The 24,432-nt window shown below is 72.4% G+C and carries 24 protein-coding genes and 1 pseudogene; 19 read left to right on the top strand and 6 right to left on the bottom strand.

What is annotated here, in order from left to right:
- Positions 1 to 5: 5 nt before the first annotated feature.
- The 13 genes from OG552_RS14510 (at position 6) to OG552_RS14450 (ending at position 11,852) form a co-directional block, all read left to right on the top strand.
- Positions 6 to 809: a hypothetical protein gene (locus tag OG552_RS14510; protein WP_329132941.1), complete on the top strand. Its 804-nt coding sequence runs from the start codon at positions 6 to 8 to the stop codon at positions 807 to 809.
- Positions 806 to 2,113 (top strand): CpaF family protein, encoded by a 1,308-nt coding sequence (locus OG552_RS14505; RefSeq protein ID WP_329132939.1) that lies wholly within the window; start codon positions 806 to 808, stop codon positions 2,111 to 2,113. Before OG552_RS14510 ends, OG552_RS14505 begins: the two co-directional genes overlap by 4 nt.
- Positions 2,113 to 3,132 (top strand): type II secretion system F family protein, encoded by a 1,020-nt coding sequence (locus tag OG552_RS14500; protein ID WP_329132937.1) that lies wholly within the window; start codon positions 2,113 to 2,115, stop codon positions 3,130 to 3,132. The genes OG552_RS14505 and OG552_RS14500 overlap by 1 nt, the downstream gene beginning before the upstream one ends.
- Positions 3,129 to 4,037 carry a type II secretion system F family protein gene (locus tag OG552_RS14495; protein ID WP_329132935.1) on the top strand — a complete coding sequence of 303 codons (909 nt, stop codon included), beginning with the start codon at positions 3,129 to 3,131 and terminating at the stop codon, positions 4,035 to 4,037. The genes OG552_RS14500 and OG552_RS14495 overlap by 4 nt, the downstream gene beginning before the upstream one ends.
- A gap of 73 nt (positions 4,038 to 4,110) precedes the next feature.
- Positions 4,111 to 4,362, top strand: coding sequence for a hypothetical protein (locus OG552_RS14490; RefSeq protein ID WP_329132933.1), 252 nt, complete (start codon positions 4,111 to 4,113; stop codon positions 4,360 to 4,362).
- Positions 4,363 to 4,372: 10 nt separating this feature from the next.
- Positions 4,373 to 4,927 carry a TadE family protein gene (locus OG552_RS14485; RefSeq protein ID WP_443070932.1) on the top strand — a complete coding sequence of 185 codons (555 nt, stop codon included), beginning with the start codon at positions 4,373 to 4,375 and terminating at the stop codon, positions 4,925 to 4,927.
- 4 nt (positions 4,928 to 4,931) lie between these two features.
- Positions 4,932 to 5,363 carry a TadE family protein gene (locus OG552_RS14480; protein WP_329132931.1) on the top strand — a complete coding sequence of 144 codons (432 nt, stop codon included), beginning with the start codon at positions 4,932 to 4,934 and terminating at the stop codon, positions 5,361 to 5,363.
- Positions 5,360 to 5,845, top strand: coding sequence for a TadE/TadG family type IV pilus assembly protein (locus OG552_RS14475; RefSeq protein ID WP_329132929.1), 486 nt, complete (start codon positions 5,360 to 5,362; stop codon positions 5,843 to 5,845). The genes OG552_RS14480 and OG552_RS14475 overlap by 4 nt, the downstream gene beginning before the upstream one ends.
- A gap of 143 nt (positions 5,846 to 5,988) precedes the next feature.
- Entirely contained in the window at positions 5,989 to 8,973 is a 2,985-nt protein-coding gene (locus OG552_RS14470) for a BTAD domain-containing putative transcriptional regulator (RefSeq protein ID WP_329132928.1), read from the top strand.
- Between the two features lie 171 nt (positions 8,974 to 9,144).
- A complete protein-coding gene (locus OG552_RS14465; protein WP_329132925.1) occupies positions 9,145 to 9,420 on the top strand; it encodes a hypothetical protein in 276 nt (91 codons plus the stop codon).
- Positions 9,417 to 10,706: a hypothetical protein gene (locus OG552_RS14460; protein ID WP_329132923.1), complete on the top strand. Its 1,290-nt coding sequence runs from the start codon at positions 9,417 to 9,419 to the stop codon at positions 10,704 to 10,706. The genes OG552_RS14465 and OG552_RS14460 overlap by 4 nt, the downstream gene beginning before the upstream one ends.
- Before the next feature lie 124 nt (positions 10,707 to 10,830).
- Complete coding sequence (locus OG552_RS14455; protein WP_329132921.1) at positions 10,831 to 11,148, top strand: hypothetical protein; 318 nt, start codon at positions 10,831 to 10,833, stop codon at positions 11,146 to 11,148.
- Positions 11,145 to 11,852: a hypothetical protein gene (locus tag OG552_RS14450; RefSeq protein WP_329132919.1), complete on the top strand. Its 708-nt coding sequence runs from the start codon at positions 11,145 to 11,147 to the stop codon at positions 11,850 to 11,852. Before OG552_RS14455 ends, OG552_RS14450 begins: the two co-directional genes overlap by 4 nt.
- Here the strand turns inward: OG552_RS14450 and OG552_RS14445 are convergent.
- The 3 genes from OG552_RS14445 to OG552_RS14435 form a co-directional block, all read right to left on the bottom strand.
- The gene (locus OG552_RS14445; RefSeq protein WP_329132917.1) at positions 11,791 to 13,461 is read right to left on the bottom strand and encodes a transporter; all 1,671 of its coding nucleotides are present in this window, start codon (positions 13,459 to 13,461) and stop codon (positions 11,791 to 11,793) included. The two genes, OG552_RS14450 and OG552_RS14445, sit on opposite strands and share 62 nt — an antisense overlap.
- Complete coding sequence (locus tag OG552_RS14440) at positions 13,458 to 14,336, bottom strand: ABC transporter ATP-binding protein (protein ID WP_329132915.1); 879 nt, start codon at positions 14,334 to 14,336, stop codon at positions 13,458 to 13,460. Before OG552_RS14440 ends, OG552_RS14445 begins: the two co-directional genes overlap by 4 nt.
- A 166-nt stretch (positions 14,337 to 14,502) precedes the next feature.
- A complete protein-coding gene (locus tag OG552_RS14435) occupies positions 14,503 to 15,159 on the bottom strand; it encodes a bifunctional DNA primase/polymerase (protein ID WP_329132913.1) in 657 nt (218 codons plus the stop codon).
- Between the two features lie 236 nt (positions 15,160 to 15,395).
- On the opposite strand from OG552_RS14435, the gene OG552_RS14430 reads away from it, so the two are divergent.
- Entirely contained in the window at positions 15,396 to 16,775 is a 1,380-nt protein-coding gene (locus OG552_RS14430; protein WP_329132911.1) for a transcriptional regulator, read from the top strand.
- A 241-nt stretch (positions 16,776 to 17,016) separates the two neighbouring features.
- Positions 17,017 to 18,495 carry a hypothetical protein gene (locus OG552_RS14425; protein WP_329132910.1) on the top strand — a complete coding sequence of 493 codons (1,479 nt, stop codon included), beginning with the start codon at positions 17,017 to 17,019 and terminating at the stop codon, positions 18,493 to 18,495.
- Between the two features lie 104 nt (positions 18,496 to 18,599).
- On the opposite strand, the gene OG552_RS14420 is transcribed toward OG552_RS14425, so the two are convergent.
- A complete protein-coding gene (locus OG552_RS14420; protein WP_329132908.1) occupies positions 18,600 to 19,733 on the bottom strand; it encodes an ABC transporter substrate-binding protein in 1,134 nt (377 codons plus the stop codon).
- 286 nt (positions 19,734 to 20,019) lie between these two features.
- On the opposite strand from OG552_RS14420, the gene OG552_RS14415 reads away from it, so the two are divergent.
- Together OG552_RS14415 and purU are read left to right on the top strand one after the other, a co-directional pair.
- A complete protein-coding gene (locus tag OG552_RS14415) occupies positions 20,020 to 20,469 on the top strand; it encodes an SCO4402 family protein (RefSeq protein ID WP_329132906.1) in 450 nt (149 codons plus the stop codon).
- Positions 20,470 to 20,492: 23 nt separating this feature from the next.
- On the top strand, positions 20,493 to 21,377 hold the full coding sequence (gene purU, locus OG552_RS14410; protein ID WP_329132904.1) for a formyltetrahydrofolate deformylase: 885 nt from the start codon (positions 20,493 to 20,495) through the stop codon (positions 21,375 to 21,377).
- Between the two features lie 71 nt (positions 21,378 to 21,448).
- On the opposite strand, the gene OG552_RS14405 is transcribed toward purU, so the two are convergent.
- Both OG552_RS14405 and OG552_RS14400 read right to left on the bottom strand, forming a co-directional pair.
- Positions 21,449 to 22,903: a maleylpyruvate isomerase N-terminal domain-containing protein gene (locus OG552_RS14405; protein ID WP_443070931.1), complete on the bottom strand. Its 1,455-nt coding sequence runs from the start codon at positions 22,901 to 22,903 to the stop codon at positions 21,449 to 21,451.
- Positions 22,900 to 23,499 (bottom strand): sigma-70 family RNA polymerase sigma factor, encoded by a 600-nt coding sequence (locus OG552_RS14400; RefSeq protein ID WP_329132899.1) that lies wholly within the window; start codon positions 23,497 to 23,499, stop codon positions 22,900 to 22,902. The genes OG552_RS14405 and OG552_RS14400 overlap by 4 nt, the downstream gene beginning before the upstream one ends.
- Before the next feature lie 280 nt (positions 23,500 to 23,779).
- Between OG552_RS14400 and OG552_RS14395 the strand changes: the two genes are divergently transcribed.
- Positions 23,780 to 24,142: an STAS domain-containing protein gene (locus OG552_RS14395; RefSeq protein WP_329140817.1), complete on the top strand. Its 363-nt coding sequence runs from the start codon at positions 23,780 to 23,782 to the stop codon at positions 24,140 to 24,142.
- A 53-nt stretch (positions 24,143 to 24,195) separates the two neighbouring features.
- A pseudogene (locus tag OG552_RS14390) lies at positions 24,196 to 24,378 on the top strand (O-acetyl-ADP-ribose deacetylase); the annotation flags it as partial.
- Positions 24,379 to 24,432 lie beyond the last annotated feature (54 nt).

Here is a 24,432-nt window from a genome sequence, read left to right as displayed (position 1 = left end):
ACGTCATGGCACTGATCTCCATCGCCGCTGACAAGGGCTCACCGGGCGTCACCACGGCCGCCGTCGCGCTGGCCGCCGTATGGCCGCGCCGCGTCCTGCTGGCCGAGACCGACCCGGCCGGCGGCGACCTGGTCTACCGTGCGCGCGCCGCGCACGGCGGGGCCCTCGACCCCAACTCCGGCATGCTGTCGCTCGCCGCGACGGCCCGACGCGGCCTGGCCGCAGAGCAGTTGTGGGACCACGCCCAGCCGCTGACCGGCGGACTCGACGTCCTGGTCGGCATCGGCAGCGCCGAACAGGCGGCCGGCCTGGCCGGACTGTGGCCCATGCTCGGCCAGGCATTCGCCACCCTCGACGAGTCGCCCAACGGCGCCGCCGACGTCATCGCCGACTGCGGCCGGATCGGCGCCGACTCGCCCACCGTCGAACTCTTCGCGCACTCCGCCCTGGTGCTGCTCGTCGCCCGCACCGAGCCGGAGCACCTGGCACGGGTACGGGACAGGGCCGGCGCGCTGTCCGCCAAACTGCACGGCTCACAGCGCGGCGCCGCCGCCGCGCTCGGGCACCCGCCGATCGGCATCCTGCTCATCGCCGACCCCGGCAACAGCGCCCGGATCGCCGGACAGGTCAACGACATGCTGGTGGCCTCGCAGATAGCCGCCCGTGTCGTCGGCACCCTCGCGCACGACCCGGCGGGGGCCGAGATGCTCGCCGGCCGGCGCCGCGGCCGGCTCGACAAGTCGCTGCTGATCCGCTCCGCCCGCCAGATCGCCGCCGATGTACCGCAGCGGTACGGGGTCTTCCGATGAGCGAGGTGGACCACCAGCTCGTCAAGCGCTTCCGGCAGGAGGCAGGCGACCGGATCTCCGAGCAGCGCCGGCTCGACCAGCTGTCGAACACCACGCCCATGTCCCCCGAGGACGAGCGGCAGTTCGCCCGGGCGATCATCGCCCAGATCCTGGAGGACTACGCCCGCGCCGAGATCACCGTCGGCCGTACCCCGCCCGACGCGCACGCCGAGGAGGCGTACGCGGCCGCCGTGCACGCCGCGCTCTTCGGCGTCGGCCGGCTCCAGCCGCTGCTCGACGACGACGAAGTCGAGAACATCGACATCAACGGCTGCGACCAGGTCTTCGTCGGCTACTCCGACGGCCGTGAACTCCAGGCGGACCCGGTCGCCGACACCGACGAGGAGCTCATCGAGCTGATCCAGGTCCTCGGCGCCTACTCCGGCCTGTCGTCCCGCCCCTTCGACACCGCCAACCCGCAGCTGGACCTCCGGCTGCCCGACGGCTCTCGGCTCTCCGCCGTCATGGACGTCACCCGCCGCCCCGCCCTGTCCATCCGCCGAGCCCGCCTCGGCAAGGTCTTCCTCGCCGACCTGGTGGGCAACTACACCGTCACACCCGAGCTCGGCTCCTTCCTGTCGGCTGCCGTGCTCGCCCGGAAGAACCTGATGATCGCCGGTGCCACCAACGCCGGCAAGACCACCCTGCTGCGGGCCATGGCCAATGTCATCCCCCCGCACGAGCGCCTGATCACCGTCGAACGGGCACTGGAACTCGGCCTCGACCAGTTCCCCGAAATCCACCCCAATGTGGTGGCGTTCGAGGAGCGGCTGCCCAACTCCGAAGGCCAGGGCGCCATTTCCATGGCCGAGCTGGTCCGCCGCTCGCTGCGCATGAACCCCTCGCGGGTCATCGTCGGTGAGGTGCTCGGCGACGAGATCGTCACCATGCTCAACGCCATGTCGCAGGGCAACGACGGCTCCCTGTCCACCATCCACGCCAACAGCTCGGCCGAGGTCTTCAACCGCATCTCCACCTACGCCCTCCAGGCGAAGGAACGGCTGCCGGTCGAGGCGTCCCAGATGCTGGTGGCCGGCGCCATCGACTTCGTCGTCTTCATCCAGCGACGCAACGACTACCAGCGCGGCGGCACCCTGCGCCGCGTCGTCACCTCCATCCGCGAGGTGAACGGCGTGGACGGCCGCGTTCTGTCCAGCGAGGTCTTCGCGGAAGGCCGGGACGGGGTGGCTCTGCCGCACGCCCCCATCTCCTGCCTCGACGAACTCCTCGCCCACGGCTACCAGCCCACGGGGGTGTGGCGGTAATGACCGGGATCTTCTCCGTCCAAGTGCTGTACGGCCTGCTCGCCGGGGTCGCGGTCGGTGGCGGCATCGCGCTGCTCATCGTCAGTATCCGCGGCTGGGCGCCCAAACCGCCCAAGCCGGGGCAGGGCGAGGACAAGGTGTCCGAGCTGGTGCGGTTCTTCACCCAGCGCGGCTCACTGGCCATCGTCGCCGGCCTCGCCGTCCTCGGCCTCACCCGCTGGGTGGTGCTCGGCGTCGCCTCCGCGATCCTGGTCTTCTCCTGGGACAAGCTCTTCGGCGGCGCAGCCGAGGAACGCGCCGCGATGAAGCGGGTCGAAGCCCTCGCCGGCTGGACCGAGTCCCTGCGCGACACCATCGCCGGCGCCGTCGGCCTGGAACAGGCCATACCGGCCTCCGCCCGGGCCGCCGCCCCCGCGCTGCGCCCCCATCTGGCCGCGCTGGTCGACCGGTTGCGCTCCCGCACCCCGCTGCCCGAGGCGCTCCAGCACCTCGCCGACGAGATCAACGACGCCTCGGCCGACATCATCATCGCCGCCCTCATCCTCAACGCCCGGCTGCGCGGCCCCGGTCTGCGCGAAGTGCTCGGCGCCCTGGCCAAGTCCGCCCGCGAAGAAGTGGACATGCGCCAGCGGGTCATGGCGCAGCGGGCAAGCACCCGGCGCAGCGTACAGATCGTCGTCGTGGTGTCGGTGCTCTTCGTCCTCGGCCTGGCGATCTTCAACCGCGGCTTCGTCAAGCCGTACGGAACGGCGATCGGCCAGGCCGTACTCACCTTGGTGTGCGCGCTCTTCGCGGCCGGCTTCTTCTGGCTGCGCAAGCTCTCCAAGATCGAGACGCCCGACCGCTTCCTGGTGCACTCCACCGAGTTGCTCTCCGAACGGCAGGGCCCGCCGGGCCAGTTCATCCCGGGCCACCCGGGCGCCCCGCAGCAGACCATTCCCGCGCACCACCCCGGAGCCCCGCAGCCGTACCCCGGCACGCCGGGCACCACCGCGGTACCGGGAGCGGGTGCCCGATGAACCACATCCTCTTCACCTGCCTGGTCGGCGCCGCCGTCGGCCTCGGTGTCTACGCCCTGATCCGCGCCCTGCTGCCGGTCCGCCGCAGCGCGGTCTCCACCGTGGCGCAGATCGACGCGCTCCGCGCGGCCGGCCCGGCCGGCGGACCGGCCGCCCCGGCCCCCACCGACCTCAGGGGCCGGATCGGCCGGCGCGTCGCCCAGTTCTACCTCCAGCAGGGCTGGGAGCAGCGGTCGCTCCGCGTCGACCTGGCGGTCCTCGACCGCAGTTGGGAGAGCTTCCTGGCCACGAAGATCATCCTCGGTGCGGCCGGCCTGATCCTCGGCCCGTTCCTCTTCGCACTGGTCTGGCAGCTCGGCCTCGGCAGCAACCCGGTCGTGCCGGTCTGGATGGCGCTGATCTTCGGCGGTGTCTTCTTCGTCCTGCCCGACGTCGAAGTCCGCCGCGACGCGGTGGACAAGCGCAAGGACCTGCGCCGCGTCATCGGCGCCTACCTGGACCTCGTCTCCATGAACCTGGCCGGCGGCCGCGGCCTGCCCGAGGCCCTGATGGCCGCCGCCGAGATCAGCGACGGCTGGGCCCTGCTGCGGATACGCAACTGCCTCGCCGACGCGCGTATCACCGGAACCAGCCAATGGGTGGCGCTCGGGCGGCTCGGCGAGGACCTTGGCATCGAGGAACTCCAGGACCTCTCCGTCACCCTCGGCCTGGTGGCCGACGACGGCGCCAAGGTCCGTGAGTCCCTCGCGTCCCGCGCCGAGACCATGCGGCACCGCGAACTCTCCGAGATCGAAGGAGCGGCCGGCGAGAAGTCCCAGTCGATGCTGGTTGCCCAACTCCTGCTCTGTGCGGGCTTCCTGGTCTTCCTGATCTTCCCAGCGGCGATGCGTGTGTTCCAGGTCTGAGCACCAGCGCAGACCACGCCGTCGATCACCACTGTCATCGAACGCCGAGCGCCGAGTCGAGAGGACTTGAACCATGAACCGTCCGTCCATCTTCAGCCATCCGGCTGTCGATTTCCTGCTCACCTACCTCAAAGCCAGGGTGGAACGCGTCCGTTCCGCCGATGACCTCTCCCGTGGCGCGTCCGCCGTGGAGTGGGTGATCATCTCCGCGGTGGTCGTCACCGTCGTCGGCGTGGTCGCCGTCATCATCAACGGCGCGCTCAAGGGCAAGGCCACGGACGTCGGCAACTGCATCTCGGGCACCACGGACAGCAAGACCTGCTGAGGCCGGAACCGTGACAGGACGACGAACCGACGCGCTGCACCACGCCCTGCGCCGCAGACTGGACGCCGCACACGGCGACAGCGGCGTGGGCGTGGGCGGTGTCGCGGAGACGGGGGCGACCGGAAGCGCGCGGGCGCGACCCGGTGGCGATCGGGGTATGACCTCGATCGAGTTCGTCTTCCTCACCCCCGTGCTCTTCTTCATGATCTTCGCCACGGTCCAGTTCGGGCTCTTCTTCTTCGCCGACCACGTGGCGCAGGCCGCCGCGCAGGCCGGCGCGCGCAAAGCCCGCGCCGAGGCCAACGCGGACCCCGGCGGCTGGGCCGGCAAGGCCACCAGCACCGCGGCCGACTACATCGACCAGCTCGGCCCCAACCTGCTGGACGGCCGCCACATCACCACCGTCGACGAGCGCCCGCTCACGGTCGGCGTACGGGTCACCGCCGACGTCCCCACCGTCTTCCCCGGCCTCCACTTCACGGTGGACGAGTCGTCCCGCGGCCCGGTGGAGTGCTTCGTCGCGGACAACGGCAACGCCCGCGCCACCTGCGAGGGGGGTGGCTGATCCGATGGACCTGCGCACAGCCGGCCGCCGCGGCGCCGGCGACCGGGGCATCTCCACCATCGAAGTGGTCGTGCTCGCCCCGCTGATCATCCTGTTCGTCCTGGTGCTGGTCGCGTTCGGCCAACTCGTGGACGGCCGCGGCGCGGTGGACAGCGCCGCCCGCGACTCCGCCCGCGCGGGCTCCATCCAGCGCAGCCAGAGCCAGGCGCTCACCCAGGCCACCGCCGCCGCCCAGGCGGACCTCGACGGCACCTGCGTCGACGGCACCCTCCAGGTGCACCAGACGAGCCCCGGCTTCGCGCCCGACACGATCTACACCATCGAGATCACCTGCGACATCCGCGGCCTCGGCTCCCTCGGCCTGAACATCAAGAAGACCCTCACCTCCACGGCGTCCTCGCCGATCGACCCCTTCCGCCGGGCGGTGGCCGGATGACGGCCGCCCGGGGTCCCTTCGAGGCGGTACGCCGCCGTCTGCGCGGACTCCCGCTGGCCGACCGCGGCTCCGGCGCCGCCGCCGTCATCATCTTCGCCATCGTCTTCATGGCCCTCGCCGCCTTCGTGGTCGACGGCGGCCTGTCGATCTCCAAACGGGAACGCGCCGCCGACATCGCCGAGCAAGCGGCCCGGTACGCCGCCCAGGACATCAACATCGAGCAGCTGCGCACCGCCCCCCCGGGCACCCCGCCGGTGATCAACACCGGGGACTGCGACGCCCGGGTCCAGGACTTCGCCCAGCAGTCCGGCCTCGACGCCGCCGACGTCGCCGCCTCGCACTGCACCCTGGCCGAACCCGACCGGGTGGAGGTGACCGTGCAGCTCACGTACCAGCCGATGCTGACCGGATTCTTCTACGACCACGACGTGGTGGTGCACGGTACGGCCGCCGCCGAGTCCGTCACCGGCCCCGGCGGCTGACGCCCGGGCCCCCATCCGACCCCATCCGGCCCCATCCGACCCCGGGCCGACCGGGAACCGCCCCCGCCCCGACGAGCCACTGACCAGCCCCTACAAGCCAGCAGCCAGTACAGAAGGCAGAAGAGGAAGAAGAGGAAGCAGCCATGGCACGCACCGCCGCCACGGGAACCAACCGCGCGCAGCACGGTGGAGCGGTCCCCGGGCCACCGCGCAGGCGCCGTACGCTCGGCGACCTGGTACGGGCTCTCGGCGCGTTCCTGGCGCTCGCCGTGCTGGTGGTCGGCGTGCCCGGCGCGCTGCTCTACTTCATCGGCTCGCCGTTCCCGCACCACTTCGACTCCGACCTGGTGCAGCAGCCGATCACCTCGGAGACTTTCGTCAACACGCTGGCCGTCGTGGTCTGGCTCGCCTGGGCGCAGTTCACCGCATGCGTACTGGTGGAGGCGAAGGCCGCCGTCTCCGGCGTCGGCATGCCGCACCGGGTGCCGGCCTCCGGTGCCAGCCAGTTGCTGGCCCGGCAGCTGATCGCGGCACTGCTGCTGGTCGGTGTCAGCACCGCGGGGCTGGTCCCCGGCCTGTCGCAGATCGGCCAGCACCACCCGGTGGAGAGCCAGGCCAGGCCCGGCGTCGCGGTCAGCGCCCAGCAGACCCCGGGGCAGCAGGTGCAGCGGACGGCCGTCGCCGTACCGCACCAGCAGACCGCCCACGCGGCCACCGGGCAGGCGCAGTCCGCCCAGAAGGCGACCAAGTTCTACCGGATCAACCCGCCCGAGGGCCGCCACCACGACTCCCTGTGGGAGATCTCCCAGCGCCACCTCGGCGACGGCCGCCGCTACAAGGAGATCTTCGAACTCAACAAGGACCGTGTGCAGCCGGACGGTTCACGGCTCTCGCAGGCCAGCCTGATCCGGCCCGGCTGGGTGCTGGAGATGCCCGCCGACGCGCACGGCGGCGAACTCGTGGAGATGCCGGTCGCCGCCCCGCACACCGCACCCGACATCCAGCGGTACGCCCAGCACGGCGGCGCCAAGGACACCGCCGCGGAAGGCGCGCACGCCACCGCCCAGACCGCCGCGCAGACCACCGCGCCGGCCCAGGGCGGCGCGCGGCAGGGCGGCACCGGCGGGCACGAGGCGGCGGCGGCCACCACCGCGAACGCCACGACGAGCACCGAGAGCGCCACGGACACCGGGGGCGCCCACCGGTCCACGGTCACCGCCGCCTTCTCCGCCGTGACCTCGCCCTCCCTCGGCTTCGGCCTCTCCGAAGCGCTCATCGGCTCTCCGCTGCTGGCCGCAGGACTGCTCGCCGCACTCGGCCGGCGGCGCCGTACCGCGCTGTGGCAGTCGGTCACCGCGGGCGGCCTGCGCACCCCGCGCACCCCCTCCGGCCCGCAGGCCGACGTCGCCGACGCCCTGCGCGTGGGCGCCGACCCGGACACCGTCGCCTTCCTCGACCGCGCCCTGCGCGCGCTGTCCGCCCGGCTCGACGGGGAGGGCCGCAAGCTCCCCACCGTGTACGCCGCCTGGCTCACCGCCGACGCCCTGCACCTCCAGCTCGCCTGGCCCGAGGGCACCCCTCCGGCGCCCTGGCAGCTCGGCCAGGACCAGACGTTCTGGCGCCTCGACCGGGACGACCTCACCGACGACACCGATGTGTCCGCCGCGGCCCCGTACCCCGGTCTGGTCGCCCTCGGCACCCTCGACGGGGCCCGGCTGCTGCTCAACCTCGAAGCGGTGCCCGGCATCGTGTCGCTGGCCGGCCCCGCCGCCGACCGCGAGGCCGTACTCGCCTCCGTGGCCTCGGAGCTGGCCACCAACGGCTGGTCGGACCGGATGACGGTCACCCTGGTCGGCTTCGCCGAGGACCTCACCGCGCTCGCGCCCGCCCGGGTACGGCACCTCGCCGATGTGCCCGAGGTGATCGAGACCATGACCGCGGAGACCGCCCAGCGCGCCGGCGCGCTGCGGACCGCCGGCCAGGACAGCGTCCTCACCGGCCGTACCGGCCGCGCCCAGCACACCCAGTGGGCCCCGCACCTGGTCCTGCTCGCCGCCGAGCCCACCGACGAGGAGGCCGAGCGCCTGGCCGAACTCGCCGCCGACGCGGGCCGGCTGGGCATCGGCTACCTGGTCGCCACCAGCCGCGGTGACCTGCCGGGCGCCGCCTGGGAGCTCGAAGTCACCTCCGCGGGCCGCCTGCTGGCCCCGCTGCTCGGCCTCGACCTGGAGGCCCAGCTGCTGCCCGCGGCCCAATACCAGGCCGTGCTGCGGCTGTTCGCCGACGCCGGCGGTGACCACGGCCCCGGTCCTGACGCGCCGCCCTTCCTCGTCGACCTCACCGACCAGGGCCGCCCCGGCGTCTACGCCAGGCTGCTCGGCCCGTTCGAGGTCATCGGCATCGACGCGCCCCCCGCAGAACGCAGCCGCCTCCTCCACGAAGCACTCGCCCTGCTCCTCCTCCACCGCGAAGGCGTCCACCCCCGGGTCCTCGCCTCCGCCCTGTGGCCGCGCGGTGTCACCGAGGACGTGCGCGACGCCCTGATCGAACGCCTCCGCGACTGGCTCGGCACCGACCCCGGCGGCGCCTCCCGCCTCACCTTCGACGACACCGGGCGGATCGTGCTGGCCACCTCCGTCGTCTCCGACTGGGACGTCCTGCAGACGCTCCACCACGAGGCCACCGAGGGCCGGGCGGCCGGCGATCCCATCGAGCGCCGCCGGCTGCTCACCGACGCCCTCTCGCTGGCCCGCGGCACGCTCCTCGCCGACCGCGAGCCCGGCCGTTACGGCTGGCTCGGTCACGAGATAGTCGACGCCCAGCACCCCGTCCTCGTCGCGGAGATCGCCCTCGCGCTCTGCGAACTCCACCTCGACGCGGGAAAGCCCAAGGCCGCGGTGGCCGCCATCGAGACCGGCCTCACGGTGTCGCCCAACGACGAACGCCTCTGGCTCGAACTCCTCCGCGCCACCAACGCCACCGGCGACCCGGCCCGGCTGAAGACGGCGGCCGACTCCCTCATCGCCCGCAGCCACGCCGTCAGCGGCCCCGGCCGCGGCCTCCCGCCCCGGGTGGAGGCCCTGCTCGACGAACTCCTCCCGGCCTGGCGGGGCGACATCGCCAACTGACCGGCGCCGGGCGCGGCTGATACCGGGCGGTCGGCGCCGCGCCGGGCACCCGGCTCGGACTACCCGATGGGCTGGCATATGCCGACGCGGCCGTAACCTCGGGGCGGATCCGGACCGTTGTGAGGTCGTGGCTGCAGAGAACGGAACACAGCAGGGCCAGGAGGTGCGGCGATGGCCGACCTTCAGGTGACGGACGAGGTACTGGCCGACGCGGAACGGCTGTTGAGCAGGCTGTACGGCGAGTTCCGTGAAGTCGCCGCGCACCGGGACGAGCTGCACGACGCCTGGGGATCGGGCGCGGTCGCCGGCGCGATGGGCGACTTCGTGGACAACTGGTCTTCCTACCGCCAGAAGCTGCTCACCCGGATCGAGTCGGTGGGCGGCCTCGTCGGTTCTGCCCGGGACACCTTCCGGCAGACCGACCAGCGTCTGGCGCGGGCGAGTTGAGCACCGTACGGACCGCGGCCGGGCAACGCGCCCGACCGCGCGACTGGCATCCCCTCGCGGACGGTGACCCGGTCCCCGGCGACCCCGGCGCGATCCTCGAAGAGGTCGAGCACCTCAAACACGTCGCCGCCATGCTCAGGACCGAGGCCAGTGACCTGCGGACGATCACCGGCGGCCGGGGCCTCAAGGGCCGTTACGCCGACGCCCTCCGCGACGGCGCACGCGAGCTGGAGGTACGGCTGCGGGAGACCGCCGAGCGCTACGAACGCGTCCAAGGTGAACTGACCCACTGGGCAGACGAGTTGGAGGGTTTCCAGACGGAAGCGGGCCGCATCCTGCTGATCGCGCGCGACGCGGCCCCCGAGGACACCACCGCCCAGCGCACCTCGCTGGCGAAGATCACCGCCCAACGCGACCACCGCGCCGCCCACTACGCCTCCCGGCTCCGCCACGAGATCGACGACACCATCAAGGACAGCTGGTGGGACCGGTGCAAGGACGCGATCGACTCCTGCCAGGGCGTGATCTCGTTCGTCGTGGACGTGATGAGCTGGGTCGCCACCGGTATCGCCATCGCGGCGATCACCATGACCCCGGCGGGCTGGGTGGCCGGCCTCGCCGTCTGGCTCACCTTCGGCGTCCTCGCCGGCCACCTCCTGCTCGCCTCGGCCGGTGACGGCTCCTGGGCCGACATCACCATGGACCTCTTCGGCCTCCTCACCATGCGGGTGGGCGCCGCCGCGCTCACCAGCCTGCGGAACGTCCGCGACGCCACGAAGCTCGCGGCCGAACTCGCCGCGCAGGAGCGGGCGGCCGAGGCGTCGGCTCGCGCGACCCGGGCGCTGCGCGATCGCGCCTCCGCGGTGGTCAACCGTCGCGGCGCCACCCGGGCGGAGCGGGCCATGGCCCGCCACAACCGCAACATCGCCCGCGCGGCCACCCGTCGCGCCGCGAACGCGGCCTTCGCGGCGGAGGCGGCCGTCCCCCTCCCCGAGGCGTCCCGCTGGGAGGCCGCGGTAGTGGGCGGCGAACGCGAGACGGCGAACCTCCACAAGGACGTTCTTCGTTTGCGGGCGGCATACCCCGACAGCCCGGAGGTCCAGCGAGCGAGCGTGGGCGCGGAGGGTCACAAACGTGTCTTTCAGGGCACGTGGATCGCGGCTACGGCGCTGGATGCCGCGGATAAGGGCGCAGGTAGCAGTGACCTCTTCCCATGGAAGACCTCCTACGGCCGCTACGGGGATGCCAAGAATCGATACGTGAGGGAGGTGGGCAGCCAATGGTGACCTTTGTCGTCGGGCTGCGCAGTCTGGAGCGCCAGCTGGGGGTCACGTGTTTCCGAGTGAGCTGACAGACGACCGCCTCATCGCACGCGGGGACAAGCTGATTCGGTGGGGGGCCTTTCTCCCTATGTTTGGCTTCGTCGTCATCGGTCTGACAGCCCGCCTGCTGACGCCGAGCAGGTCCACCTTCGTCACCGAGATGCTCGGCCTATCCGCCGTCGGGCAGGTGCTGGTTTGGCTCGGCATGAACGACATTCGCCGCCGCACGGGTTGGGACTCGGGCGTGATGTTCTATATCTGGTCCGGAGGAGTGCTGTCGACGATTGCGGCCGCCACCACCGCGATTCCCGCTGTCGTCCCAATCCCCCTCCTCGCCCCCCTCATCGCGACGTTCGCCCGTTGGCGGATGCGGCGGGCCGCGCGCAGCGCGGGGGTGCCCCGGTGACAACGACCCGCACTCCCACCACGTACAGCCTGCTGCTTCCGCCCGGGTGGGTGCGGGTTCCGCTGCGGCACGGGACACATGAAACGCTCGACGCGCAGGTGTTCCGGAGGGTCGAGCGGATTCCGGCGGACGTGCCGCGGGACAGGGCGATGGCGTACCGCCTGCACGTGCGGCGGCGGGTGGAGAAGCTGGCCGACGAGGCGCGGCGGGCCGGGGGGCTGGATCTGTACGTCCCCGTGGCCGCCCGCCGCGGCGGCACCCCGCTGGCCGCGTCCTTCGTCGTGGCGGAGGCCGAAGGGGCCGAAGAGGCCGGGGAGAGCGAGGGAACCGTGCGGGACGTCGCCGGGACGAAAGCCGTGCGGCGGGAGTACGTACGGGCACCCTCGCAAGAGCCGTACGACGCCCCCTCGCGGCACGTCGACTACGTCCTGCCCGTCCCCGGAGAGCGGGCCCACCCCCACTGGCTCACCGTGAGCTTCTCCACCGCGGGGGACGGGAACCCCGAGAGCGCCTTCACCCGCGCCGTGGTGGACCTCTTCGACGCGATGATGACCACCTTCCGCTGGGGCACTAACGGCACCAACGGCACCAACGGCGCCAACCGCACCAACCGCACCAACGCCCCGGCCCCACCGTGTGACCTCACGCCTTCCCGACCACCGCCAGTATCTCCGGCAACCGGTCCAGCAGCCTCGGCGCGGTGAACCGCAGCGCCGCCGCGCCGACCACCGCGCCGTACACCACCCCCACCGGCAGTACGGTCCAGAGCAGTTCGTGGTGGCCGGTCAGGTGCAGCGCGAGCGACAGCCCCAGCACCGGGAAGCAGAACACCGCCCCGCTCAGCGTGCCGCCGACCACGTTGAGCGCGACCAGCCCGCCCTGCCCTGGGGCGCCCGCCGTGAATCCGTTGCCCTGCGGGACGGCGTACGGGTAGCGGACGCTCGCGTAGGAGCCGGTGGCGGTGAGCGCGCCCAGGAAGGCGAAGGACAGGCCCAGCGTCTCGGGCAGCACGGCGGTCCTGCCGAGCAGCAGCGCGGCGCCCACGGTGACCACGGTCACGTAAGGCACCGCGATGGCCACCAGGGCCAGTGCCCGGCCGCGCAGCTCCAGCGCCGCGTCCCGGCGGGTGGATATCGTCGCCGCGACCGTCCAGAACGCCGAGCCGTCCATGCCGAACTGGTTGTACATCTGCATGCCGAGCAGCCCCGCCGCCCACAGGCACTGGTAGACGGTGCCGTGCTGCACCACCGCGACCAGCGGCAGCAGCAGCCCGACCGCGAGGCCCGTGGCCAGCCCCGCCCGGGACCGCGGTTCGCGCCACAGGTAGCGGAACTGGCGTTCCATCACGGTGCCGGTGCGGCCCGCGAGGAGCCGGTCAGGCAGCAGGGCCGCGGTCAGCCGGCTCGGCAGTCCGGCGCCGGCCGCACTGCCTTTGACCGTGTCCGGCGCCGCCTGGATGGTGGACGAGTCGGGGGACACCATCAGCCGGAAGAGGCTGCGGTACCACCAGCGCAGGATCAGCGCGAGGACGGCGACCCCGTAGAGGAGTTGGAGCGCGGCCAGTCCGTACGCGCCGCGGCTGGTGGACCGCACCGCGTCCACGGCGGATGCCGGGGGGATCCAGCGCAGTACCGCGGCCGCCGACGTGGCGCGGTGCAGCCCGCCGTTGGAGGAGAGCGAGCTGAGACCGAGGTTGACCAGCTGGGCGCCGACGGCCACGAACAGGCCGCTGAGCAGCGCCAGGTCGCGGCCTCTGCGGCTGGTCAGCAGCCGGGTGTTGGCGGCGGCCACCGCCCGGGAGAGCGCCACGCAGGTCACCAGCAGCAGGAGCACCGCCAGGACGGCGACGGCGGTCGCCGCGGAGCCGTGGGCGACCGCGACCACCGCGCCGGTCGACACCAGCAGGGTGAAGAGCGGACCGACGCCGATCAGTGACGACGTCAGCAGCGCGGTTATCAGCGGGCGGGGGCGCAGCGGGAGCATCGACAGCCGGGTCGGGTCGAGGGTGTCGTCACCGCCGAAGAAGAAGAGCGGCATCACCGCCCAGCCCAGGCCCAGCACGATGGTGAGGGTGAGCGCGGCGGCGGGCGCGTAGTGATTTCCGCGCAGCGCGATCATGCCGGCGCCGAGGCCGAGGGCGTAGAGCATCGCGAAGCTGACGCCGACCGCCCAGCCGATGGTGCGGCCGCGGGACTGGCGTAGTCCGTTGCGGAGCACCGCCAGCTTCAGCCGTACGAAGACCGGGGTGACCGAGGGCGACCGGGGAGCGGCGGGCCGCTGGCCGCCGAGTGCCTGCGTGCCGGAGGCGGTCACAGGGCACCGCCGCCGAGCCAGTCCAGGTCCTGTCCGCCGCGGCGGTCCGCGCCGACCAGGGAGAGGAAGGCGTCCTGGAGACTGGGCGCCGCACCGCGGACCTCGGCGAGCGGGCCGCGGGCCACGATCCGGCCGGCCGCCATCACCGCGACCCAGTCGCACAGGCTCTCCACCAGCTCCATCACGTGCGAAGAAAACACCACGGTGCCGCCGGTGGCCGTATAGCGCTCCAGCACCCCGCGGATGACCTGCGCGGACACCGGGTCGACGCCCTCGAACGGCTCGTCGAGGAAGAGGACTTCGGGGTTGTGGAGCAGCGCCGCGGCCAGGCCGATCTTCTTGCGCATCCCGGTGGAGTAGTCGACGACGAGCTTGTGCTGGGCGTCGGCGAGGTCCAGTACGTCGAGCAGCTGGGCGGCCCGCTTGTCGACCTCCTCGCCGGGCAGGCCGCGCAACCGGCCGGTGTAGGCGAGCAGTTCGCGCCCGGAGAGCCGCTCGAAGAGCCGCAGGCCCTCCGGCAGCACGCCGATCCGGGACTTCACCGCCACCGGGTCGGTCCACACGTCGTGGCCGGAGATCTGCACGGTGCCGTCGTCCGGCCGCAGCAGCCCGGTCACCATGGAGAGCGTGGTGGTCTTCCCCGCGCCGTTCGGCCCGACCAGACCGATGAAGCGGCCCGCGGGCAGTTCGAGGTGGATGCCGGCAACGGCCGCCTGCTCCCCGAACCGCTTCCACAGCCCGCGCACCAGCACCGCCGGGACCGGCCCCCGGCCGGCCGGAGCGGGGCCGGTCGCCGTCGTCCCGTAGGCGGGCAGGCTCGGGTACGACCGGGGGCCGCTGCCCTCGCCGTGCGTGGTCTCCTTCGGCTGCCCCATCGTGTGGCACCTCTCCCCGTAGCGCGCCCAGAGCTCTGCCCGCCGCCGGCCGGCGGCGGCGCGCACACCTCGTCCGTGGAGCCACCCTAGAGGGGACCACTGACAGTGACGACGGGTCGGGGCCGGTTTCCGGTCAGGCACCAGCTCACGCAGGGAGCGCGGCCGGTCACCGTGCGCGGGCGGTGACCGCCTCCTGACCGCACGCGTACACCAGGGGCCTCAGCAGTTCCGCCGCGTCGGGCAGCCAGCGGTTGAGCTCGTTCGGCTCGCGCAGCCACTGCGCCGAGCCTCCTGTCCCCATCCGGCTCGGCGGCGCGGTCACCCAGTCGCCCTGGCCGCGCACCACGAGGTCGAGCGACTCCGGCGGCCAGCCGAGCCCGCGCAGCAGCGCCGGCACCTTGGCGGCGGCGCCGGGCAGGACGAAGAAGGCCAGCCTGCGGGTCGGCATGGAGATCACCGGTCCGAGCGGCAGTTGCATCCGCTCCAGCCGGGCGAGCGCCAGCAGGCCGGCGCTCTCCGGCACGTCGATCGCGTCGAAGGTGCGGCCGGTGGGCAGCAGCACCGACGCGAGCGGACTGCGCTGCCACATCCCGCGTACCTGGGCCGGGTTGCCCGTCGCCTGGGTGACCCAGTCCGGCCGGGTCGGGTGGGCGCCGGCCGCCGGGCAGGAGGGCGCGGCGCACGAGCAGCGGGGTGCGCCCCCCGCTTCCCTGTCCAGCCATGAACCGGGCAGCACGTCCCAGTGCCGCTCCAGCGCGTATCGGACCGCCGTGTCGAGCAGTTGGCCGGCGAGCTGCCGCGGGGCTCCGATGGTGTGTTCCACGCGCTGCACAACTTCCGCCGTCACCAGGAGTTACGGGGTGCGGGCGGGGTGAACGCGCGGCTCACTGCGGGCGCACGGATGCACTGCCGGGGGCGCGTGCGGGCGGCGGCCCGCGATCCGGGTAGTCAACGGTGGGCCGGAAAACCGTCCGGCAAAGGTGAATTACCGCCACAACACGCGTATTTCGGCCTTCTGGTGGGAATTGACCTTCCTATGGGAACGACGAGGGGGGATCGATGGCGGCACGACCGTTAGTGGCGCGGCAGCCGAACGAAAGGCTGCAGTCTCTGATCCAGGAGGCCGGCTGCTCCAATGCCGGGCTGGCCCGCCGGGTCAACATGTGCGGGGCGGAACACGGCCTCGACCTGCGCTACGACAAGACGTCCGTGGCCCGGTGGCTGCGTGGCCAGCAGCCGCGCGGCCGGGCACCGGGCATCATCGCCGAGGCGCTGGGCCGCAAGCTCGGCCGGGCCGTGTCCATCGACGAGATCGGCATGGCCAACGGCAAGAATCTGGCCACCGGCATCGGCCTGCACTTCTCGCCGACGGTGCTCGGCGCCATCGAGCAGGTCTGCGAGCTGTGGCGCAGTGACGTGGGCCGCCGTGACTTCCTCACCGGCTCCACGGTCGCCGCCTCCGCTCTCGTCGAGCCCAGCCGCGACTGGCTGATCACCCGCCCCGACCAGGGCGTGGCCCGCAACGGCGGCGCCCGGGTGGGCAGATCGGACGTCGAGGCGGTCAACGCCACCACCCAGGCCCTCACCGACCTCGACCACCGCTTCGGCAGCGGCCACGTCCGGCCGGTGGTCGTGCACTACCTCAACAGCGTGGTCTCCGGGCTGCTCGGCGGCAGCTACCGCGAGTCCGTCGGCCGTGAACTCTTCTCGGCCGTCGCCCGGTTGACCGAACTCGCCGGCTACATGGCGGTCGACACCGGACAGCCAGGTCTGGCCCAGCGCTACTACATCCAGGCGCTGCGGCTCGCCCAGGCGGCAGGCGACCGCGGCTACGGCGGCTACATCCTCGCCGCCAGCATGAGCCACCTCGCCGCGTCCCTCGGCAACCCCCGGGAGATCGCCCAACTCGCCCGCGCCGCCCAGGAAGGCGCCCGCGGCCAGGTCACCGCCACCGCCGAGGCGATGTTCTACGCCGCCGAGGCGCGCGGCCACGCGCTGCTCGGCGACGCCCGCACCTTCTCCGCCGTGGCCGCCCTGGCCACCGACGCCATGGAACGCTCGCGGCCGGAGGAGGACCCGGCCTGGATCGCCCACTTCGACCACGCCTACCTCGCCGACGAACTCGCCCACTGCCACCGCGACCTGGGCGAGGCCGCGCCGGCCGCCCGGCGGGCCGAGGAGGCGCTCGCCGCCCACCCCGAGACGCGCTCCCGGCGCCGCGCGATCGACCTGCTGCTGCTGGCCGACGCCCAGGTCCAGCAGCGCGAGATCGAACTGGCCTGCCACACCGGCAGCCAGGCGGTCACCCTGCTCTCCGGGCTGCGCTCCAACCGCGGCACCGAGTATCTGGAGGACTTCCGCCGCCGCCTGGAGCCGTACGAAACCGAGCCCGCCGTACGCGAGTTCAGCGCTCAGCTGGTCGAACGCGAGGCGGCCTGACGGCGGATGGAGAGCGTCAGGTGCGGGGCCGCACCGAATCGTTACCGGACCGACACCGCATCACCGCACGGCCGTCAAAGCGCAGGGCAACCCCCGCGAGGCCGGGCCCCGCACGGAAAGCGACCACGCCCGCGCGGTGTGCTCCCGGACTCACTCCACCGGCCGCGTGGCCGCTCTTCCGGATAACCCGGTAGCGTTGGCCGACGGTTGCGACACGGGGCAGAGGCGGGAGTGGGCGGCGATGCACAGCAGCGGACGCGGCGAGGAATCGCCGGAAGCGTACCGGGGCGTCGTGCACCCCAGCGGGCAGAACGCCTACGGCGAGCAGGTGCAGCCCGCCGGCGGCAGCCCGTGGGGCAGCCCCCCTCCGGGGACGCCGGAGCCGGCCGACGCGACCCAGATGCTGCCGCCCTACCCGGCCGGGATGCCCGCGCCGGGCGGCGACCGCGGCGCACCGGCACCGGTCGCGGACGCCACCCAGATGCTGCCTCCGTACCCCGGCGGTGACCCGGCCCAGCCGCAGTATCCGGCCGGTCTCGGCCCGGTGCCGCCGCTGCCGCCCATACCGCCGCAGGCACCGCAGGCCCAGCACGAGCCCCAGCAGCACGGGCAGCAGCACGGCCAGCCGCCCGTACAGCCCGCCGAAGCCACCCAGGCGATGCCGCTGTCGATATTCCACGACGAACCGCAGGGCTACGAGCAGCAGCAGCCCCAGCAGGGTTACCAGCAGGGCGGGTACGACCAGCAGCAGTACGGCGGGCAGGGCCGGCAGGGCCAGCAGGGGTACGACCAGCAGTACGGCGGGCAGCAGGGGCAGTCCCAGTACGGCGGCGGCCAGGACTACGACGGCTACGACCAGGGGCAGAAGACCGGTCCGCAGCACGACAGCGACTACGACCACCTCTTCCGCACCGACGTGCCGAGCCCGCCCCCGATGCGGCAGCGCATCATCGCGCCGCCCTCCCAGCAGCAGGGCGCCCCGCAGTACGGCCAGAGCGGTCAGCCCCCGTACGGGCAGCAGCCGGGCCCGTACGAGCCCGGCTACGACGACGAAGGCGGCAGGGGCGGCGGCCGGATGTCGCCCAAGGTGCTCATAGGCATCGTGGTGGCCGGCTGCGTGGTGGCGGGACTGGTCGTCGGCGGCCTGATGAGCGGCGGCGGCAGGAGCGGCGACGCGAGCAACGCGGCCGCCAAGACCTCGGCCACCACCGACCCCAGCGCATCCGCGGGCTCCTCGGGCCCCGCGGCGAGCGGCGACGACGCGGCCGTCAAACAGCAGGCGCAGGCGCTCGACTCGCTCCTCAACACCAGTGGCACCAGCCGCAGCGCGGTGGTCAGCGCGGTCGCCTCCGTGAAGGGCTGCAAGGACCTCGACAGCGCCGCCGGTTCGCTGCGCTCCGCCGCCGGCCAGCGCACCGGCCTGGTGACCCAGCTCGGCACCCTCCAGGTGGACAAGCTGCCCGACCACGCCGCGCTCACCGACGCGCTGACCAAGGCATGGCAGGCGTCCGCCGCCGCCGACGGGCACTACGCGAACTGGGCCGACCAGGCCAAGCAGCACAAGATCTGCAAGGGCGGCCACGCCCGCAACACCTCGGAGACCGCCGAGGGCGACAAGGAGAGCGGCACCGCGACCGAGCAGAAGAAGCGCGCGGTCAAGCTCTGGAACAACATCGCCGAGAAGTACGGCCTCACCAAGCGCCAGTACACGCAGCTGTAGGCCCTCTCCCGGCTTCGCGGCAAGATCCCCGGCGGGATCCGGCGGGATTCCCCCTGCGGACCTGCTCCCGGGCCCTCAGGGGCCGCTCGCGGCGGCCGGCGGCCTCACTGGTCCGTGCTCGCCCGCAGGGTCGCCGTCAGGTCGATGAAACCGGGCTTGGCGGACACCAGCCGGCCCTTGTCGATCCGCTGGTACGTCACCTCGGTGTTGACCATCCGCGCGTGCTCGGGGACCGACTTCACGTCGGCGTCGGTCCAGCCGAGGTCCGGGGTGAGGCCGCCGGTCGACAGATGCGTGGTGCGGTCCATCGCCCGCTGCATGACCTCGGCGGTCACCTTGGTCCTGGGGTTCATCGCCCGCACCACCTTGGCGAAGACGTCATAGGCGATCCACGTCGTCTGCACCCCGGGGTCGGCCACGTCGATCCGGTCGTCACCGAAGGCGTACTTCGTGATCGCCGCCTTCATCTCGTCCCACTTGGGGTCCGAGGCCGGCGGGTACCAACTGGTGATGTACGCGTGCTCCAGCGGGCTCTCCGGGCCGCCGGTGGAGTCGATCACCGACTGCTGCACGCTCCCGATCACCGACGACAACTGCACCTTGGGCTGCGAACTCCCGGTCCGGCGCAAGGCGTCGAAGAAGGTGCTGGTGTGGTCACCCAGGACCGCGGAGACGCACGAGGAGTGCTTGTTGTTCTTCGCGACCGTCTGGGCGGCCACCGAGGTGTAGTCCGAGGAGTCGTCCGGGGTCGGTATGTCGCGGGCCGGGGTCAGGCCGCCGACCCGCAGCCCGGTGTCGAGGAAGATCGGGAACTGGTCGCCGGTGGTCGAGTCCGGCCTGACCAGTGTCACTTTCTTGCACAGGCCGGCCAGTTGCCGCCCGTTGCCCGCCAGCAGCGCCGGCAGCCCGCCGTTGACCGGATACGACATCAGGCTCTGGAACTCGTCCTCGGTGATGCCGTAACCCCCGATGTACGGGATGCCGCCGGCCTCCAGGGCGCTGGTGAAGGCCGACCCCGACTCGCTGTACGAGCCGACCACGGCGACCGCGCCGGCGTCGGCGGCCTGCTGGGCGCAGTCGGTGACCGCGACCGCGTCGTCGTGCTCGTTGCAGGTGAGGACCTTCAGCTTGCGGCCGTTCAGCCCGCCCTGGGCGTTGATGTACTTCTCGACCACCTGCGCCATGGCCGGCATGCCCGGCATGTTGGTGGCTTTGGTGTCGACCGGCGCCCACGTCATGACGACCAGAGGTCCCGGCGAGCCCCCCGCGCTCCCCGGGATCACCCCACAACCACTGAGCAGCGCGAATGCGGCCGTAGTCGCTATGGCGGCGATCCGAGCCTTGCGCACTCGCCAGTCAGTCATGTAACGGGAAGATTCCCCCATGGCGCCAACGCCCGGCTGATCCCGGGGGAATGAGCGGTCACTTTCAGGTGAATTACCGGTGTCGGTATTCGAATGCGTACGATCAGGAACCGTGCAAGGTTCGGAGAAGTCTTCCCGTCGCGCCCGCCCCTCGTCCACGATGGGGGGTATGCCACTCAACGACATGCCGTGGTGGCGCTGGCGCAGCAATGTGCGCTCCGCGTTGCACATGATCAGCGACCCGGTCTTCCAGCGTGATGTCTGGCAGGCCGGCCGTGAGGGGTACGGGGACGTCACCGACGCCGTGTACCGCCTCGTCGAGGACACCTGGCTGGACAACTGGTCCGCCGAGAAGTACGTCGGCACGATCTTCCGCGACTCCCAGGAGGCCGCGCTGGTCGATGTCGCCGTCCTGCGGGTGCTGAAGATCCTCCACCAGGTGGGCGCTGACGCGCCCGCCACCGCGTACCTGGAGCACCCCGCCTGGCCCGACGCCGTACAGGCGGCGCGCGAGGCGCACCTGCGGATGGCCGCGGCGGACGCCGAGGACCCGGATGTGCCGCCGCGGTCGCTGGAGGTGCTGGCGATCTACAACCGGACGGCGCCGTGAGGCACGCGCCTTAGGATGCGGGTGTGAGCGAACAGCAGCCGTTGCAGCCCGTCGAAGAGCCGTCGCAGTACGTGCTCACCCTGTCCTGCCCCGACAAGCAGGGCATCGTGCACGCGGTCTCCAGCTACCTCTTCATGACCGGCTGCAACATCGTCGACAGCCAGCAGTTCGGCGACCAGGGCACCGGCCTGTTCTTCATGCGGGTGCACTTCTCCGCCGACCCCGCGGTGACCGCCGACAGGCTGCGGGCCAGTTTCGCCGCGGTCGGCGGCGCGTACCACATGGACTGGGCGATCCACCCGTCCGCGGAACGCATGCGCATCGTCCTCATGGTCAGCAAGTTCGGGCACTGCCTCAACGACCTGCTCTTCCGCACCAGCATCGGCGCGCTGCCGGTGGAGATCGCCGGGGTCGTCTCCAACCACACCGACTTCCGCGAACTCGCCGGCTCCTACGGCGTGCCGTTCCACCACATCCCGGTCACCCGCGAGGGCAAGACGGACGCGGAGGCGCGGCTGCTGCAGCTCGTCGACGACAAGGGCGTCGAACTCGTCGTCCTGGCCCGCTACATGCAGGTGCTCTCGGACGACCTGTGCGGCAAGCTGTCGGGCCGGATCATCAACATCCACCACTCCTTCCTGCCGAGCTTCAAGGGCGCCAAGCCCTACCACCAGGCGCACGACCGCGGGGTGAAGCTGATCGGCGCGACCGCCCACTATGTGACGGCCGACCTCGACGAGGGGCCGATCATCGAGCAGGAGGTCGAGCGGGTCGGGCACGAGGTCACCCCCGAGCAGCTCGTCGCCGTCGGCCGCGATGTGGAGTGCCAGGCGCTGGCCCGGGCGGTGAAGTGGCACAGCGAGCACCGGGTGCTGCTCAACGGCCGCCGGACGGTTGTCTTCGCTTAGGCGCTTAGGCGCTTAGGCGCTTGGGCGCTTGGGCGCTGGGCGGCCCGGCGCCCTCGGGTGCTCGGGTCCGCTCACAGGCGCGACAGTGACGCGGTGGCGAAGAGGACGTCGCGGATGACGGCCCGGTCGCCCATCTGACCCACCGCGATCCGCTCCGGCTCTATGTGGCCGGCCGCCAGCTGGCAGAACTCCACGCTGTCCATGGCCACATGAGCGACCATCTCCTTCTCGGAGGCCGGCGCGCCGGGCGAGTCCAGCGGCAGATACCAGTCCCCGCCGCCGTCCCCCTCGATCTCCAGCCGCAGCGAACGCCCCGGCGAACCGGCGGGCGCCAGTCTCGACTTGGACGTGGTCAGCCCGGCCCGGCGCCGGTCGGCCAGTGCCGAGGGCAGCATCCGGGCGGCCAGGTCGATCATCCGGTTGAGGTTGCGCGGCGCGGGCGGGTCGTACGGGTAGTCCACCGCCTCGGCGATGTCCCACGCGTGCATCCAGCACTCGAAGGCCCGGTCCAGGAAGGCGTCCCGCAGCGGGAGCGTGAAGGGGCCGTACGCCACGTCGAGCCCGGCCGCCCCGCGCCCGGCGAAGGAGACGGTACGGACCAGGTTGTGGCTCTGCTCGCGCCACAGCGACCGCAAGGTGGCGCCGGGTACGTCCTGCTGGGCCGACCAGTACGCGGCCGTACGCTCCCACGGGTCGAGCGGCAGGTCTGCGGTGCTCGCCTTCCCGGTGCGGGTGGCGGTCCCCGGCTGCCCGCCGTCCGGCAGGGCCTCCGCGGCCGGCACCGGCAGGCCCATCGTGCGGCCCACCAGACTGTCCACCGCGGTCAGATGCGAGATGACCTCGCCCACGGTCATCCGGCGCCGCACAGTCGTGCCGTCGAACCACTGGAGCTCCACCGGTGCCTTCCAGTAGCTCCCGCCGAGGTCCCGCAGCAGCGCGTCCAGCCGGGCGGCCTCCGCGTCGTAGGGACCGGCCCACTCGGGCACCGGAATCCGCGCCGGGCGGCGGCCGAGACAGCCCTCCAGCACCCGGACCCGCAGCAGCGGGTCGAGGTCGAGCGAGTCCTCCTGGTGCAGCAGGCCCACCGCGTCGCGCAGCCGCAGTGCCTCGTCCGCGCAGGAGGCGCAGTCCGTCAGGTGCACCTCGACCGCGAGCGCCTCGTCGCGGGCGCAGGCGGACAGCGCCCAGGCACCGAGCAGCGACTTCAAGGTGGCGTGGTCGTACGGCTGGGGCTGGGGCTGGAGCCGGGGCTGCGGGGCGGGTCGCCGGGAACGGTCCGGCACGGGCGGCTGAGCCGGTTCAGGCGGAGTCGGAGTCGGAGCCGCAGTTGGAGGCGGGGGCGGTGCGGGAGCCGCGGCGGCTGCGGGCAGCTCGTCACCGCCCGGCTGCCGCGGCGGCTCAGAAGCCCGCGGACCGTATCCGGGCCCGTCCGGGGTGCCGTCCTGCGCGCGCTGGTGCGGCACCCGCGGCAGACCGTCGTCCCCGCCGCCCTGCCCGCCTCCGTCACGGAATGCCGGCCCGCTCACCGTGAACCCCGTTGTGAACCCCGTTGGCCGCGCGGATCGAAGGGCCGGTCGAAGGCCTGCTCGTGCTGCTCGGCCGGCTCCATCGCGGTCGACAGCAGTTGCAGGCCGAGCCGGAGCCGGCGGCGTGCCTCGTCCTCGCTCACCCCGAGGTCCGCGGCGGCGGCGCGGTAGTCCAGCCGTTCGCGGTAGGCCAGTTCGAGGGCGTCGCGCAGCGGCGTCGGCATCGATGTCACGATGAAGTCGGCCCTGGCCGCCGTGTTGGCCTCGCGTACCCGTGCCTCCACCTCGGACGGCGTGGACCGGCCGCGGTTCTCGGACTGCCGCAGTCGGTGCACGGCGTGCCGCTGGGTGAGGGAGGCGATCCACGACCGGAGCGAACCGTGCTTCGGCTCATAGGCGTCGGGGTTCTCCCAGATGTAGCCGAAGACCTCGCGGGTGACCTGGTCGGCCGCGTCGTCGTCGTCCAGCACCCGGTGGGCCAGGCTGTGCACGAGCGAGGCATAGCGGTCGTAGAGCTCGCCGAGCGCGGCTTCCTCGCCTCGCGCCAGCCGCTGTTGCATCTTGCGGTCCCAGCGCGGTGGTGCGGGTGTCGCCATCTCCCGGTCCCCTTGCCTCGCCCTACCGCTCAACCCCCACGGATGCGGCGTGTGTTCGGATCGTCCGACTGCACTCACCTTCGACGGTACCGGCCGGGTGCGACGGCGTACGCCGCTTTGCAGCAACCTGGCACCGACTGCGACCGGTTTCGACCGTCTGTTATCCGGGTGTGACCGGAACATTGCAGAGTTACGACTGGGAACGGGCATAGGGTCATATGACGCAGTGAGCGGTGCGGCAGTGGCAGTCGACGGCGGGGCGAGGTGGGTACCGGTGCTGGTGACCCAGGCCGAGCGGGACGGCTGGGTGGTGGTGACGGTCGCGGGCGAGATGGACCTGATCTCCTCACCGGCGGTCCGGCAGAAGGTGCACGAAGCGGTCGCGGACGGTCGTCGCAGTCTGGTCCTCGACCTCGCCGATGTGCGTTTCTGTGACTCCAGCGGGGTGGGCGTGCTGATCGGCGCGCGCCGTCTGATGCGCTCCTGCGCCGGCCGGCTGCGGGTGGTCCTCCCGGTGAGCGACGACGGTGAGGGCGCCCACGTCAACCGGGTCCTCGCCGCCCTCGGCGTCCGCCGGCTCTTCGAGGTCTTCCCCGACCTCCCCTCCGCCACGAACGACACCGCCCCCCCGATCTCCGCCTGACTCCCCGGTCGGACGCACCGCGGGCCGGCCACTGCGGCTCCGGGCTCCGTACCGGCCGGGCCATCGCGGCCACTGTTGCCTTTCCGGCGATGCCCACCGGGGCGTACCGCTGGCCGCTGGAGGACGGTGCGCGGCTCGCCGTCAAGGCGGTGCGGGAGGCGGACACCTCTGTCGCGGACGTGCGCTTCGTGCTCTTCGACGACAGGGCTTATGAGGTATTTGCCGGATTTGCCTAGACCCTCGGTTACCCCTGGGGCAAATGGTGCGTACGGGCCCCGTCGATTACGGAG

This window comes from Streptomyces sp. NBC_01476 (assembly GCF_036227265.1).
GTDB lineage: Bacteria > Actinomycetota > Actinomycetes > Streptomycetales > Streptomycetaceae > Actinacidiphila.
Note: the sequence above shows the minus strand (reverse complement) of the source record. Positions and strands in the feature narration are given on the sequence as shown.

Coding starts and splice junctions, on each gene's coding strand:
- OG552_RS14510 (WP_329132941.1), top strand. CDS start 6: ATGGCACTGATCTCCATCGCCGCTGACAAGGGCTCACCGGGCGTCACC.
- OG552_RS14505 (WP_329132939.1), top strand. CDS start 806: ATGAGCGAGGTGGACCACCAGCTCGTCAAGCGCTTCCGGCAGGAGGCA.
- OG552_RS14500 (WP_329132937.1), top strand. CDS start 2,113: ATGACCGGGATCTTCTCCGTCCAAGTGCTGTACGGCCTGCTCGCCGGG.
- OG552_RS14495 (WP_329132935.1), top strand. CDS start 3,129: ATGAACCACATCCTCTTCACCTGCCTGGTCGGCGCCGCCGTCGGCCTC.
- OG552_RS14490 (WP_329132933.1), top strand. CDS start 4,111: ATGAACCGTCCGTCCATCTTCAGCCATCCGGCTGTCGATTTCCTGCTC.
- OG552_RS14480 (WP_329132931.1), top strand. CDS start 4,932: ATGGACCTGCGCACAGCCGGCCGCCGCGGCGCCGGCGACCGGGGCATC.
- OG552_RS14475 (WP_329132929.1), top strand. CDS start 5,360: ATGACGGCCGCCCGGGGTCCCTTCGAGGCGGTACGCCGCCGTCTGCGC.
- OG552_RS14470 (WP_329132928.1), top strand. CDS start 5,989: ATGGCACGCACCGCCGCCACGGGAACCAACCGCGCGCAGCACGGTGGA.
- OG552_RS14465 (WP_329132925.1), top strand. CDS start 9,145: ATGGCCGACCTTCAGGTGACGGACGAGGTACTGGCCGACGCGGAACGG.
- OG552_RS14455 (WP_329132921.1), top strand. CDS start 10,831: ATGTTTGGCTTCGTCGTCATCGGTCTGACAGCCCGCCTGCTGACGCCG.
- OG552_RS14440 (WP_329132915.1), bottom strand. CDS start 14,336: ATGGGGCAGCCGAAGGAGACCACGCACGGCGAGGGCAGCGGCCCCCGG.
- OG552_RS14430 (WP_329132911.1), top strand. CDS start 15,396: ATGGCGGCACGACCGTTAGTGGCGCGGCAGCCGAACGAAAGGCTGCAG.
- OG552_RS14425 (WP_329132910.1), top strand. CDS start 17,017: ATGCACAGCAGCGGACGCGGCGAGGAATCGCCGGAAGCGTACCGGGGC.
- OG552_RS14420 (WP_329132908.1), bottom strand. CDS start 19,733: ATGACGTGGGCGCCGGTCGACACCAAAGCCACCAACATGCCGGGCATG.
- OG552_RS14415 (WP_329132906.1), top strand. CDS start 20,020: ATGGGGGGTATGCCACTCAACGACATGCCGTGGTGGCGCTGGCGCAGC.
- OG552_RS14400 (WP_329132899.1), bottom strand. CDS start 23,499: ATGGCGACACCCGCACCACCGCGCTGGGACCGCAAGATGCAACAGCGG.